Below are 13,040 nucleotides of genomic sequence, written 5' to 3' on the forward strand. Positions count from 1 at the left end.
ATGCCCTATGTAAACGTACCAAACGATTTATCCAAAATCAAAACAAAGATGGCTTTCAACCTCACCAAACGCCAGCTTGTCTGCTTCGGCAGCGCGGGCGCAGTGGGGATTCCGGCCTATCTGCTGACCCGTGGCACCCTCGGCAATACCGGGGCGATGTTTCTCATGCTGGGAATTATGCTCCCGGCGTTCCTGCTGGCCATGTATGAAAAGGACGGCTTGCCCTTTGAAAAAGTTGTGCGAAACATTATCCGGGCTAAGTGTCTAAGGCCGGGGATCAGGGCCTACCGAACCGAAAACATTTATGCGCCCTTTGCCGGGCCGGGCGCTGGAAAGGAGGATGTGATTGAAAAACACAAAGAAGAAAAACGGAGCCGCCGCCAAGGGTAAAGGCCGGGCGGCCCTGTCTGCCCAGCAGACAATCCCGTATCTGTCCATGCACCCGGACGGTGTGTGCAAGATCCCGGGTGGGCTCTATACAAAAACCGTGGAATATGAGGACATCAATTACTCCGTGGCATCCACCGAGGATCAGACTGCCATATTCAGCGGATGGAGCTCATTTCTTAACTACTTTGACAGTTCGCTGCCGTTCCAGCTTTCCTTTATCAATCGCCGTTCCCATTCCCGCAGCCGCTATCAAGTCAATATCCCGAAAGCGGATGACAACTATAACAGCGTCCGGGATGAGTTTACCGGGATGCTGAAAAATCAGATTGCCAAAAGCAATAACGGCATTGAACGCTCAAAATACATCACCTTTGGCATACCCGCCGAGGGGATTGCGGAGGCTCGGCCCCGTCTGGAGCGTGTGGAGGCTGATGTCATGGGAAACTTTAAGCGGCTGGGCGTTCCCTCGGAGCCTATGGACGGGCGGGCCCGCCTTGCGCTGCTTCATAGCCAGATGCATCCGGGGAGCCGCGAGGCGTTCCGCTTTTCGTGGAAAGACATCCCACAGACCGGGCTTGGCACAAAAGACTTTATTGCCCCGGACAGTCTCGACTTCCGCCAGTCCCGCACATTCCGTATCGGCCAGTATTGGGGCGCGGTGTCCTACTTGCAGATTATGGCATCGGAGCTTTCGGATAAGCTGCTGGCGGAAATCTTGGAGCTGGATGCGGAAATGACCGTGACCATGCACATTCAGACCGTGGATCAGCTCAAGGCAATTAAGACCATCAAGGGGAAAATCTCGGACATCGGAAAAATGAAAGTGGAGGAACAGAGAAAGGCTGTGCGCTCCGGCTATGACCCGGATATTCTTCCCCCTGACCTGATTACATTCAGCAAGGACGCAGCGGAACTTCTGGCTGATTTGCAATCCCGCAATGAGCGAATGTTTCTGCTGACCTTTACGGTGGTAAACCTTGCTCCTAACCGCCAGCGGCTGGAAAACGATGTGTTTACCGTGGGCGGTATCGCGCAGAAATACAACTGCGCTCTGCGCCGTCTGGACTGGCAACAGGAACAGGGCTTTGTTTCCTCGTTGGCCCTTGGTTACAACGAGGTAGAAATCCAGCGCGGTATGACCACCAGCTCCACAGCCATCTTTATTCCTTTTATGACAAGGGAGCTCCGCATGGCTGGGCAGGCCCTCTACTATGGCATGAACGCACTTTCTCACAATGTCATCATGGCTGACCGCAAAAAGCTGAAATCGGCAAACGGGATGTATTTGGGCTCTACGGGCTCCGGCAAGAGCTTTGCCGCAAAGCGTGAGCTTTTGAATGTGTTTCTCACCATCCCGCAGGATCGGATCATCGTGGTTGACCCGATGGGCGAATACGCTCCACTGGTGCGAAGGCTGGGCGGCCAGGTGATCGAGATTGCCCCGGACAGCCCGCACCACCTCAATCCGATGGATGTGGAGCTCAATATGGCCGCCGGAGAAAGCCCGCTTTCCATGAAGGCGGATTTTCTTTTGTCCCTATGCGAGCTGGTGGTCGGCGGCAAGGAAGGCTTGCAGCCCATTGAAAAGACGGTCATTGACCGCTGTGTGCGTTTGGTGTACCGGGAACAGGCGCTCGGACTGGAAACTGCAAAAACACCGCTGTTACAGGATTTGTACGAAGAGCTCTTACGCCAGCCGGAGCCCGAAGCCCGGCGCGTGGCAACTGCCTTAGAGCTTTATTGCACAGGCTCCCTCAATCTCTTTAACCATCCTACCAACGTCAAGACGGACAGCCGTGTGGTGTGCATCGTTCTGAAAAACATGGGCGAAAACCTTAGAAAGATTGCAATGCACATCACAAATGAGTTTGTTTCGCAGGCGGTGGATCAGAACTTCCACGAGGGTGCGGCGACTTGGTGCTACTTTGACGAGTTTCATATCCTGCTCCGCGATCCGCTGACAGCCAGCTACTTTGTGGCAGTCTGGAAAATGCTGCGTAAAAAAGGATGTGTGCCGTCTGCTTTGACGCAGAACGTCAAAGACCTTTTGGCCAGCCGGGAAATCGAGAGCATTCTGGACAACACGGATTTTATGATTCTGCTTTCGCAGGCGCAGAGTGACCGTACCATTCTGGCAAAACAGCTCGGTATTTCCGAGCATCAGCTTTCCTATATCACACACAGCAATTCCGGCGAGGGGCTGTTGTTCTATGGAAATGTAACCATTCCGTTTGTGGATCGGTTCCCTCGCGGAGAAATCTATGACCTGCTGACTACACGCCCGGAGGATATGAAGAATGAAACGAAAAACGAATAAGACCAAGGAGGAGGCTTGGTCGCAGACCGCCCACGCCCCTGACGGGGAACAGCCCGGGCCGGAGGCTTCCGACACTTCGGGACAAAGTGTCCCGAAGTCCAAGTTCCGCAAAAAGAGCCAGCAGGAACAGGCTGCGGCGGCAAAGCTCCGCATGGAGTCCCAAGGCGAAAAACTGGAACAGGCCCGGGAGAAGCTGGAAAAGCAAAAGCCGCCGAAAAAGCCCGGCCCGGTAAAACGCATAGGCCGTGTTGCCAGTGGTTCCGTTCACAGCTTCGTGCATGGCAAGATTTTTGAAGTGGAACAGGAAAATGTCGGCACGGAAGGCGCACACCGTTCTGAGCTTGTGGGAGAAACCGCGCTACGGCATGGCTCTCGCTTTGTGCGCCGTAAAGTCCGGGAACATCCGGCAAAAGTGGTACGCAAGGCCGAGGCCCGCTATACCAAGTACACGGCGAACTACCATTTTCACACCACCGCACAGGAGCACCCGGAGCTGACGAAAAATGCCCTTACCCGCTACTGGCAGAAGCAAGGGCTCCGCAGGCAATACCGCAAGCAGGCAAAGGAGGCTGCAAAGCAGAGCGCGGCTGCGGCTGGGAAAACTGCCACAGCCACAGAACGCCTGACTGCCCGGGCAGTGGAATTTGTCAAAAGTCATCCCGCAGGTGCCGTGATTGCGGTGCTCTGTGTGTTACTCCTGTTTGCTATGCAGTCCTGTTCCTCTACCATGCTTATGCTGGGGAACGCCGGGGCCGGTGCATTAGGAGCCAGCACCTATCCTTGCGAGGATCGTGATATGCTGGCCGCCGAAGCCGCCTATTGTGTGCTGGAAGATGATTTGCAGCATTATCTGGACACCTATGAAAGCACCCATGACTATGACGAATACCACTTCGATCTGGACGAAATCGAACATGACCCCTATGTGCTGCTTTCTCTTTTGTGTGCGCTCCATGAGGGACAATGGACAATAGAGGAAGTCCAGGGAACGCTGCAAATGCTGTTTGACCGCCAGTACATTCTCACGGAGGATGTGGTGGTGGAAACCCGGTATCGCACAGAAACCGACACATGGACGGACGAGGACGGCAACTCCCATACAGACACCTATCAGGTGCCTTACGACTATTACATCTGTACGGTCACGCTGGAGAACTTTAATTTATCCCATGTACCCGTGTATGTCATGGGCGAGGATCAGCTTTCCCGGTATGCCATCTATATGGCAACACTGGGAAACCGCCCCGATCTGTTCCCGGATTCTCCCTATGTGAACAAGTATATTACCGGGAAACCCGGTGACTACGAGGTGCCAGGAGAATATCTGGACGATGAAACCTTTGCCGCGATGCTTGCCGAGGCGCAGAAATACATCGGCTATCCCTATGTGTGGGGCGGCAGTTCTCCGGCTACTTCCTTTGATTGCTCGGGCTATGTTTCATGGGTCATCAATCACTCCGGCTGGAATGTTGGCAGGCTGGGAGCCCAGGGGCTCTATAACATCTGTACGCCGACCAGCTCTCCCAAACCCGGTGATCTGGTGTTCTTCAAAGGCACCTATGACACGCCGGGCGTGAGCCATTGCGGGATTTATGTCGGTGACGGGAAAATGCTGCATTGCGGAGATCCCATCGGCTACGCAAATTTGAATACAAGCTACTGGCAATCTCATTTTTACGCCTACGGGCGTTTACCGTGACAGGAGGTTTTGAAATGGCAACTACCAAAAGCATGAAAATTCAGGCCGAGATTGATAAGGTCAAGGCCAAAATCAGTGAACAGCAGGCCCGGCTCAAGGAGCTGGAGCAAAAAAAGCTGGAGGCGGAAAACAGCGAGATCGTGGACATTGTGCGCGGTATGAGCATTTCCCTTACGGAGCTCCCGCTGCTGTTTGAAAAGCTGAAGGACGGAGGTACTTTGGGACAAAGTGTCCCGAAGTCCGAAGAAGAAAAGAAGGAGGAAAACTGAATATGAAACACTTTCGTATGTTGGCGGCGGGGCTTTGCTCCGCCGTTCTTTTATGCGGCTTTGCAATCCCGGCCTATGCCTATTCGGACGGCGGGAATGAGGAACCGCCTGTTGTGGAAGAAACTCCGGCCCCGGAGCCAGCGCCTACCATTACCCCGGGCGAGGGCTTTTCGGAGGATGGAAACCTTGTGACCCGCGATCTGCTCTACGATGCCGCAACCAACAAACAGTTCATCACGGTGGAAACCAGCGGCGGCAACACCTTTTACATTGTCATTGACTATGACAAGCCTGTGGACGAGGACGGCGAACAGTATCACACCTACTTTTTGAACATGGTGGATGAAGCCGATCTGCTGGCGGCACTGGAGGCCGCTGGCGGAGAACTTCCGGCCTGCTCCTGCACAGAAAAATGTGCGCCCGGAGCCATCCATACGGATTGCGAGGTCTGCGCGGTCAATATGACCGAGTGTGCTGGCACAGCTCCCGAACCCGCTCCGGTGACGGAACCTGCGGAGGAGCCGGAACCCGAGCCCCAGCAGAAAAGTAATACCGGGACGCTTCTGCTGATTTTGGCTGTGGCTGTTCTGGGCAGCGGTGCAGGCTGGTACTTCAAAATTTACCGCCCGAAGCATGAAAAAGCTGCTGTACCCGAAGAGGATTACAGCGAGGAACTGGCTGATTATGACGATCCCGAGGACGATGGGCCGCCTTGGGACGAGGACGATACCGAAAGCGAGGATAATGAATGAGATTTACCAACAACCCCTATGAGGGATTTATGAAAGAAAAAAGCTACTTTAAGGGTGTGCCGCCCAGCCTGCCGCCGAAGGGCTCCCGTTGTGACGGCTGCCCTTACTGGCGCGGGATCGGCTGCGTGTTCTGCTACCGGGAGCAACTCAAACCACCGGGCAACGGGAGGTGATGCTGTGGGCCGAGAACTGACCCGGACAGAAAAAACGGCAATCCGCAGGCTGGTATCAAAATGGTGTGCCAACTATGACCGGGACTGCGGCTGCCTGCCGCTGGATTGCGAGTGCTATATGTTTGGGAAATGCTGGACGGGGGCTTATTGCCGCTACTTCCGCGAGGCAGTTCTGCCCCTTGATCCGGCGCTGGAGGCTGCGCTGCTGGCAGAAGGGCCAAGGCCGGATTTCAAGGCTTGCCCGGTATGCGGCAGAGCCGTGGCTCCTGATGGACGGCAAACCTATTGTTCGGCGGCCTGTGCAAAGGCGGCACACCGCAGACAGCAGCGGGAATATATGCGAAAAAAGCGGGGCTGATGTGTTGACAATTAGGACACCCCAAACCCGCCTGTGACAAGGCTTTTTAAGGCCCTTTTCTGCGGGAGGCGTATGTTTCTACGTCCGCCCCTGTTTCCGTGAGATGCTGTCAACATTTTAGCTGCCGGGGCTTTGGGACAATTTGTCCCAAAGTTCCGGCTTTTGTGGAAGGAGGTACTATGCCGAAATATTATCCGATCAATGAAGAAGCCGCAAAGCGGGCAAAGGATATGAACAGCTTTTCCGACTATCAGCCGGGCTCCGCTACGACGAGCTACCGGGCAATGGTCGATGAAGCGTATGCAGCGGCGGAACGCCAGAAAGCCCGTGTCGATCCCATGTACCACGATAAGATTGACGCTCTGGTGGATCGCTATGCCCGGAAACTTGCGGAAAATCTGAATGAACGCAATGTGATTGATGCCCGGGTGCCCTCTATTCTGATCTCCGGGGGCGGCAATTTCCCTGTGACAAAAAAGCACAAGCAGAACGCCGCCCGGGATCGCAACTATGGAGAGTATGCGGAGATTTCAAAGCTGCTTGATAAAATCCGCTCTGTTGGAATGGGTGGGATCAGCGCGGATGACGATCTGGCCGTGGAAAAGCTGACAAAAAAGCTGGAGGGGCTGGAGTCCCTGCAGGCCACCATGAAGGCGGTCAATGCGTATTTTCGGAAACACAAAACGCTGGACGGCTGCCCGGAGCTTACGCCGGAGCAGGCCGAAAAGCTCAAAGCAGATATGGCGCAGTCATGGCACTTGGACAAAAGCAAGCCATACCCCGCCTATCTGCTTTCCAACAACAACGCCAATATCCGCCGTGTACGCCAGCGCATTGAGGAACTGAGCAGCCGCTCCGAGTTTGCAGGCTGGACATTCCCCGGAGGCGAGGCAAAAATCAACGAGGCTGAAAATCGTTTGCAGCTTATTTTTGAGGAAAAGCCCGATGCCAATCAGCGGCAGGAACTGAAAAGCAACGGCTTTAAGTGGGCTCCCAGCCAAGGGGCATGGCAGCGGCAGCTTAACCAGAACGCCATCCGTGCTGCGGCCCGGATAGACTTTCTGCGGCCCGAGGACGGTACAAGCCCCTATCAGCTCCAGCCGTTTGTGAAAAGAGAAAACAAAGAAATGTCTCGATGATGGGAGGTGTACTATGGACAAAAATCAAGGCTACGCCATTTTGAAGGCGGTCATGCTGGAAAATGGACGAGGATTTGCATTGGGCGAACATCCCACCGCGCCATCCCGCTATGTCACATGGGCCTGCTATGATGACAAGGACGGCCAGCGGCAGTATGAATGGGGTCACTATGGAAATGACCGCACCGCGATGGAACAGGATTTCACAGACCGGGTGCAGGACTATCAGCGTATTTATAACGTCGGGATCAGGCAGACCGAGGCTCCCGGCCTTTACAAGTATTATTCGACCCAGCGGCCTGTGGACATCGGGACATTCCCGAAGCCGCCTTATAACAAGCCGGATGAAATCTTCAATTACGATCAGCGCATCCCGGTGGAAAATGGCTCGTTCTTGGCTTGGGGCTATCTTACCTATACCCGCCCGCTAACGGAAAAACAGGCATCCGACTATGAGCTGCGTCCTGCGCCTGATAATCCCGACAGGCCCCGTCCGATTGCCGATCAGATGAAAAATGCTGCAAAGTTGGCGGAGGCAGATCGCGGCTCAGAGGCTCCGGCTCCCCAGCGTAGGCAGTCTGACCGTGGCGATAGATAAGGAGGTGCGTATATGGAAAAGAAACGTGAACAGGAATTGTCTGTACTGGAGGTGCTGCGCCTGCACCGTGAATTTCATTTGCCGCACCCTGTTCCGGCAGACGAACAGGAAAAGCCGCTGGATAAGGTAAAGGAGCCGCCCCGCGCCTGCCGCAGCCGGGAGCGTGAGGAGCGATGACAAAAAAGCGCCGCCGTCCGATCCATCTTCATGTGATGGTGTCGGAGGCGGAGCAGGCCCTGATTCAAGAACGTATGGCGGAGGCTGGCATCCGTAATATGGGAGCCTATATGCGGAAAATGGCCCTGAGTGGGTATGTGCTTCATGTTGACCTTTCGCCTGTTCGTGAGCTGGTTTCGCTCCAGCGGCGCTGCTCCAACAATCTGAACCAAGTGGCAATTCAAGCCAACACCTACGGCGCAATTTATCCCGAAGAACTCGCGGCCTTGCAGCGGGACTATGCCGCTTTGTGGGGGCCGCTGTCTGATCTCTTGAAACAGCTCTCCGCGCTGGTAGAGCTCTGATCCATCCGGGGAGTGGTTGATACCGCTCCCCGGCTTTTTCTACTTCGGGACAAAGTGTCCCAAAGTAAAAATACTGTTTGCCGGAAGGAGGGATTTTTACGGCGACCACCTACATCCGCCCTTATAAAACAGCGGCGGGAAAAAGTGCAATTCAAACGATGGAGGATCGTTTCACCTATGGCCTGAACCCGGAAAAGCTGGGAGCCGTATCTTCCTATCTCTGCGATCCGAACACGGCTCCCGCCGAGTTTCTTCTGGTAAAAAGTCAATACCTTGCAGAGACAGGCCGGGCCGTATCTCGCGGGGCACTGTTCTTTCAGATCCGGCAGGCGTTCCTGCCCGGGGAGGTTACGGCGGAAGAAGCAAACCGTATCGGCTATGAAACGGCGATGCGCTGGACAAAGGGAAAGTATCAGTTTTTTGTCTGCACCCACACAGACAAGGGCCACATCCACAATCATATTTATTTCAATGCGACGGCCTTTGATCGCTCCCGGAAATTTCATAATTTCATTGGTTCGTCCTTTGCCCTGCGGCGGCTCTCTGACCGCGTGTGCATCGAACATGAGCTGTCGGTTATCCAAAACCCGCGCCAGCACAGCAAGGGCCGCTTTCTTCACTATGGCCAGTGGATCGGGAAAAAGCCGCCCTCTGCCAAGCAGCGGGTGCGGCTGGCTGTTCTCGCCGCTTTGGAGAAAAAGCCCACGGACTTTGCCGACTTTCTTCGTCTCATGGATGAGTCCGGCTTTGCCGTAAAACAGGGGCGCGGCGGTGTTATCTCATTCCTTGCGCCCGGGCAAGAAAAATCAACCCGGCTCCGAGCTTCTACACTTGGAGCCGGATTTGACCCGGAGGACATCAAGGCAGTAATTGCCGGGGAACGTCCACTCCCCGAGTTGTCCGAGGAGCCCACGGTTCCGCCACGGCGAGTTAATCTCATCATCGACATTCAAGAGCGTATGGCCCAGGGCAAAGGCCCGGCCTATGAACGATGGGCCAAGGTCTACAACCTAAAACAAATGGCCGCCGCGCTCCAGTATTTGCAGGAGCATCATCTGACAGACTATGCGGCACTGACGGCCAGCACCGAGGCTGCGGTGGATCACTTTCACAAGCTGTCTGACGAGCTCCGCACAACGGAGGAGGCTCTTTCCAAAACCTCGGAGCTGATGGCTGCCACGGTGGACTATGCCAAGACCCGCCCGGTGTTCGATGGGTACAAGGCTGCGCGGTACAGCAAAAAGTATCTGGCCCAGCATGAAGCAGAGCTTGCCACTTACCGGACGGCAAAGGATACCATGAACACCATACTGAACGGCGCAAAGCTCCCTAAGATTGAAGCACTAAAAAAATCCCGCCGTGAGTTGGCAGGACAGAAAAAAGAGCTTTATGCAGAATACCGGGAGGCCCAGCAGCAAATGCGAGAGGCCGTGGCAATAAAAGCGAACATTGATCATCTGCTCGGCATAACAGACGAGCGTGAAAATAAGGCCCAGGAACGATAGTGACGGGCCGCAGACTACGGTGCAGCGCACCGGGACTTTGGGACAATTTGTCCCGAAGTACAGCGGGCTTGGGGAGCTCCCCAACAAGCATTTTTGCGGGCCCTGCGCCCTGCAAAAATTTCGGAGTGTGGCCACACCCGAATTGCTTGCCAAAACGCGCAACCCGCAACATGGCGCAAAAAAACGGAGGTTACGCTTTCTTTTACGTTTCCTCCGTTTCTTTCGATGCTTTCATCGCTTGGATTGTAGCTTCAACGATTTTCAATTCTCTTTCGTCCAAGGCGTTCAACATGGCATCAATCCGCTTTCTACACTCGCTCCCGCTATTCTGGGACGGGTAAAAGTATTGATCCACCGATATATCAAACATTGTGACCATCTGATAAAAGGTGTTGAAGCTTGGATGCTGGCCGTCATTTTCGTTATACATAATGGTACGCGGAGCGCGGTCGACAATATAGGCCAGTTGCTCCTGCGTCATGCCGCTGGCTTCTCTTGCCCGCTTGATGGCAAGCCCTATATCGTGAAAATCAAAGCGTCTTTCATCTCGTTCTATCTTCATAACATCACCTGATATGATTTTACATTTCATGTGATATTATTTGAACGACTGTGTATTTCATACTACTGACTATTTAACTTCATATTAGCATGATTGAAATTATTCGTTTGACCGTATATAATTATTCATGATTGATTTTTGGAGGTGGAATATGGATTTTATTTCGGTACAAGATGCTGCAAAGAATTGGGGAATTTCAGAACGCCGCATACAGAAATTATGCGAAGAAAATCGTATAGAGGGTGCCGTAAAGTTTAGTAGACTGTGGCTCATACCTCGAAATGCTCAAAAGCCCTCTGATCGCCGTCGCAAAGAATTGCCCAAAATTGAAAATATCATTGAAAGTTATGGGCAATATGTTTACAATTTGGCGTTAAAATTATCGGCTAACCCCGAATATGCAGATGACCTAACGCAAGAAACTTTTATTAAAGCGTGGCTCCACATAAAGGAGCTTAGAAGTCCAGAAGCGATCAAGAAGTGGCTTCGGGTAATTTGTATCAACGAGTTTCGTATGTCATTACGCAAACAACAACGAGAAAATAATGTTGAATACTTTGAAAGTATTGAAGAATTAGAACGGGATGGTAAGTTATTAGTTACTCCTCCATCTATTCAGTTGGATGAAGTAGAAGCAAATGAAGAAGTGATAAAACTGCGCGACGGGTGCTTTTTAGCTATGACAAGAAAGTTGTCGCTTAATCAAAGAATAGCTTTTTCCTTAGTTGATATGTTTGGCTTATCAATAAAAGAAGTGAGCGAAATATTAGATATTACTCCTAAAGCTGTCAAGGGATTATTATATCGTGCAAGGTTAAATTTGGAGTCATTTTTTCAAGGGCATTGTAGTTTTTTAGATATAAATAACCCATGCACCTGCAAGGAATGGATTGAATTTATGAATACAAGAAATTCAATCCAGAAAAAAATGAGGCAATCCCTCACTGTGTTAAACTACAAGCAAAATGGTTATGTTCAAAATACAAAGACTACGCAAATGATATTGCATTATTATCATAACATTCCTGATCAAAGGCCAAGTCAAAAGTGGTTTGATGGGATTATATTGCTTGTAAAAAAATTTTATGGAAATTGTTAGTGAGGCCGAGTCTTTGCCTTCGTTTGAGCATCTATTATTATGAAACTAAAAATTCAAGATTGCAGAAAGGCTTTTTTATGGATAAGGGATACTTACAACACTTAGTTGACACAATCACTGACAAAGACAATTTGAAAAAGGTTAAGGAAGAAGCTCTTAAATTAAGTAGATCCTATTCACCCGATGAATATATCCAAATAGCTTCGGAATTGTATTGCTCAGAATATTTTCAAATTCAAGAAATCGGTGTGCTCCTATATGGTTATGCAAGTTCAATGCGCCCAACTGCATTAAAGTTTTTGAGCGAAACTGTAAGTACACATCCGAGTTGGAAAGTCCAAGAAGTTTTGGCTATGGCTTTTGATATATATTGTTCTACAAACGGATATAAAAACTCTTTGCCAACTATTAAAGAATGGTTGCAAGATAGTCGCCCTAATGTCCGCCGAGCTGTTTCGGAGGGACTTCGTATATGGACAAACCGCGATTATTTTAGAGAAAATCCTCAAATTGCAATTTCCCTCCTATCCGATTTGAAAGCAGATAACAGCGAATATGTCCGAAAATCAGCAGGGAACGCACTAAGAGATATAAGCAAGAAATTTCCTAGACTTATAAAAGAAGAAATCTCTACTTGGGATGTTTCGGACAAAAAAGTGGCACAGGTTTATAAGTTGGCGTATAGATACATAGCAGAGAAAAGTGTTGATAGATAGTCACAACGGCAATAGAGTCAAACCAAACATATAGAAGTACAACCGCTCAACGGGATAATAAAAAAACCGTTGTTTCGGCGGCTGAGTTTCTATGCGCCAAAACAAAATACAGTAGCCTTACGGCGGTTTTGAAATAGCAATTTCAAGCCGCCGTTTTCTTTTCAAATAGCAGAAATACGGAGGGTGTATTAAAGTCACCTTTTTTTAAGACACGGCGGTTCCCGGGAGGTATTGCCGTGTTCATTTTATTATTTCATTGTTCGCGTGATCTGCACCAGCTAAAAAAAGCGTAGCCCCTCCATCGGAGCAGTCCGGCTTTGAATATGAAATTAAACAGTACATAACCGATAATACTTTTTCGTGCGCTTGTGCGGCCTTGTGTCGCGCAGGCGCATTTTGCTTTCCAGACTTCGAGGCAAAGTGTCCCGAGGTGCGGTGCCGTTCTCCGCCGTTACTCCATTCCGTTTCCGACCAACCCCGAACAAACTGAAATGGAGGATTTTACGATGACTACTATCAATTTGAAAGATTTTTATTATTGGTACACGCAGGATCAGCTTATCGAAGTTTCTGACGAGGTGGCCGAGGTATTCAAGGCCGATGCCCGCTATGAAATGGCCTACCAGCGGCGGCTCTCCCGGCACAAGGCGCAGTATTCTCTGGACTGCGATGACGGGATTGAATATTCCGCTTGCCTGCATGAGCCGACCCCGCAGGAGCTCCTTGAACGAATGGAAACCTTTCTTCGTCTGTGGAACACTCTCAATTCTCTGCCGGAGATCCAAGGCCGCAGAATTGACGCACATATCATTCTTGGCAAGTCGATTAAGGAAATTGCCGAGGCCGAGGGCGTACATGAGGAGTCTATTCGCCAGTCGATCAAGCGTGGCCTTGAGCGCATAAAGTAAGTATATTCGTTGCCTTTGGCTCTGAAAATAGAAA

At 51.4% G+C, this 13,040-nt stretch carries 15 protein-coding genes; 14 read left to right on the forward strand and 1 reads right to left on the reverse strand.

What is annotated here, in order from left to right; translation table 11 throughout:
• From OCV70_RS06025 to OCV70_RS06075, 11 genes are all read left to right on the forward strand, one after another.
• Positions 1-390: a PrgI family protein gene (locus OCV70_RS06025; RefSeq protein WP_173865444.1), complete on the forward strand. Its 390-nt coding sequence runs from the start codon at positions 1-3 to the stop codon at positions 388-390.
• Entirely contained in the window at positions 347-2,707 is a 2,361-nt protein-coding gene (locus tag OCV70_RS06030) for a VirB4-like conjugal transfer ATPase, CD1110 family (protein ID WP_330385688.1), read from the forward strand. Before OCV70_RS06025 ends, OCV70_RS06030 begins: the two co-directional genes overlap by 44 nt.
• Complete coding sequence (locus OCV70_RS06035; protein WP_262579403.1) at positions 2,688-4,406, forward strand: C40 family peptidase; 1,719 nt, start codon at positions 2,688-2,690, stop codon at positions 4,404-4,406. Before OCV70_RS06030 ends, OCV70_RS06035 begins: the two co-directional genes overlap by 20 nt.
• A 14-nt stretch (positions 4,407-4,420) precedes the next feature.
• A complete protein-coding gene (locus OCV70_RS06040; protein WP_014080213.1) occupies positions 4,421-4,675 on the forward strand; it encodes a DUF4315 family protein in 255 nt (84 codons plus the stop codon).
• A gap of 2 nt (positions 4,676-4,677) precedes the next feature.
• Positions 4,678-5,427, forward strand: a complete 750-nt coding sequence (locus OCV70_RS06045) for a DUF4366 domain-containing protein (protein ID WP_014080212.1) — start codon at positions 4,678-4,680, stop codon at positions 5,425-5,427.
• Between the two features lie 177 nt (positions 5,428-5,604).
• Positions 5,605-5,958 (forward strand): cysteine-rich VLP domain-containing protein, encoded by a 354-nt coding sequence (locus OCV70_RS06050; protein WP_173687167.1) that lies wholly within the window; start codon positions 5,605-5,607, stop codon positions 5,956-5,958.
• Positions 5,959-6,137: 179 nt separating this feature from the next.
• Positions 6,138-7,097, forward strand: a complete 960-nt coding sequence (locus OCV70_RS06055; RefSeq protein ID WP_207697792.1) for a hypothetical protein — start codon at positions 6,138-6,140, stop codon at positions 7,095-7,097.
• 13 nt (positions 7,098-7,110) lie between these two features.
• On the forward strand, positions 7,111-7,695 hold the full coding sequence (locus OCV70_RS06060) for a defense against restriction DarA-related protein (protein WP_262579407.1): 585 nt from the start codon (positions 7,111-7,113) through the stop codon (positions 7,693-7,695).
• Between the two features lie 12 nt (positions 7,696-7,707).
• Complete coding sequence (locus tag OCV70_RS06065) at positions 7,708-7,872, forward strand: hypothetical protein (RefSeq protein ID WP_014080207.1); 165 nt, start codon at positions 7,708-7,710, stop codon at positions 7,870-7,872.
• The gene (locus OCV70_RS06070) at positions 7,869-8,216 is read left to right on the forward strand and encodes a plasmid mobilization protein (RefSeq protein WP_003020363.1); all 348 of its coding nucleotides are present in this window, start codon (positions 7,869-7,871) and stop codon (positions 8,214-8,216) included. The genes OCV70_RS06065 and OCV70_RS06070 overlap by 4 nt, the downstream gene beginning before the upstream one ends.
• Positions 8,217-8,374: 158 nt before the next feature.
• A complete protein-coding gene (locus OCV70_RS06075; protein WP_262579457.1) occupies positions 8,375-9,721 on the forward strand; it encodes a relaxase/mobilization nuclease domain-containing protein in 1,347 nt (448 codons plus the stop codon).
• Positions 9,722-9,923: 202 nt separating this feature from the next.
• Here the strand turns inward: OCV70_RS06075 and OCV70_RS06080 are convergent, their stop codons facing one another.
• Positions 9,924-10,283 (reverse strand): helix-turn-helix domain-containing protein, encoded by a 360-nt coding sequence (locus OCV70_RS06080; RefSeq protein WP_054754179.1) that lies wholly within the window; start codon positions 10,281-10,283, stop codon positions 9,924-9,926.
• A 151-nt stretch (positions 10,284-10,434) separates the two neighbouring features.
• Between OCV70_RS06080 and OCV70_RS06090 the strand changes: the two genes are divergently transcribed.
• The 3 genes from OCV70_RS06090 (at position 10,435) to OCV70_RS06100 (ending at position 13,006) form a co-directional block, all read left to right on the forward strand.
• Complete coding sequence (locus OCV70_RS06090; RefSeq protein ID WP_317259453.1) at positions 10,435-11,382, forward strand: sigma-70 family RNA polymerase sigma factor; 948 nt, start codon at positions 10,435-10,437, stop codon at positions 11,380-11,382.
• Between the two features lie 77 nt (positions 11,383-11,459).
• The gene (locus tag OCV70_RS06095) at positions 11,460-12,098 is read left to right on the forward strand and encodes a DNA alkylation repair protein (protein WP_262579410.1); all 639 of its coding nucleotides are present in this window, start codon (positions 11,460-11,462) and stop codon (positions 12,096-12,098) included.
• Between the two features lie 506 nt (positions 12,099-12,604).
• Positions 12,605-13,006, forward strand: coding sequence for a sigma factor-like helix-turn-helix DNA-binding protein (locus OCV70_RS06100; protein WP_262579411.1), 402 nt, complete (start codon positions 12,605-12,607; stop codon positions 13,004-13,006).
• Positions 13,007-13,040: the final 34 nt, after the last annotated feature.

The sequence above is a fragment of the Blautia acetigignens genome (genome assembly GCF_025566865.1).
Taxonomy (GTDB): Bacteria; Bacillota; Clostridia; order Lachnospirales; family Lachnospiraceae; genus Blautia_A; species Blautia_A acetigignens.

Coding starts and splice junctions, on each gene's coding strand:
- OCV70_RS06025 (WP_173865444.1), top strand. CDS start 1: ATGCCCTATGTAAACGTACCAAACGATTTATCCAAAATCAAAACAAAG.
- OCV70_RS06035 (WP_262579403.1), top strand. CDS start 2,688: ATGAAACGAAAAACGAATAAGACCAAGGAGGAGGCTTGGTCGCAGACC.
- OCV70_RS06040 (WP_014080213.1), top strand. CDS start 4,421: ATGGCAACTACCAAAAGCATGAAAATTCAGGCCGAGATTGATAAGGTC.
- OCV70_RS06045 (WP_014080212.1), top strand. CDS start 4,678: ATGAAACACTTTCGTATGTTGGCGGCGGGGCTTTGCTCCGCCGTTCTT.
- OCV70_RS06055 (WP_207697792.1), top strand. CDS start 6,138: ATGCCGAAATATTATCCGATCAATGAAGAAGCCGCAAAGCGGGCAAAG.
- OCV70_RS06060 (WP_262579407.1), top strand. CDS start 7,111: ATGGACAAAAATCAAGGCTACGCCATTTTGAAGGCGGTCATGCTGGAA.
- OCV70_RS06065 (WP_014080207.1), top strand. CDS start 7,708: ATGGAAAAGAAACGTGAACAGGAATTGTCTGTACTGGAGGTGCTGCGC.
- OCV70_RS06070 (WP_003020363.1), top strand. CDS start 7,869: ATGACAAAAAAGCGCCGCCGTCCGATCCATCTTCATGTGATGGTGTCG.
- OCV70_RS06075 (WP_262579457.1), top strand. CDS start 8,375: ATGGAGGATCGTTTCACCTATGGCCTGAACCCGGAAAAGCTGGGAGCC.
- OCV70_RS06080 (WP_054754179.1), bottom strand. CDS start 10,283: ATGAAGATAGAACGAGATGAAAGACGCTTTGATTTTCACGATATAGGG.
- OCV70_RS06090 (WP_317259453.1), top strand. CDS start 10,435: ATGGATTTTATTTCGGTACAAGATGCTGCAAAGAATTGGGGAATTTCA.
- OCV70_RS06095 (WP_262579410.1), top strand. CDS start 11,460: ATGGATAAGGGATACTTACAACACTTAGTTGACACAATCACTGACAAA.
- OCV70_RS06100 (WP_262579411.1), top strand. CDS start 12,605: ATGACTACTATCAATTTGAAAGATTTTTATTATTGGTACACGCAGGAT.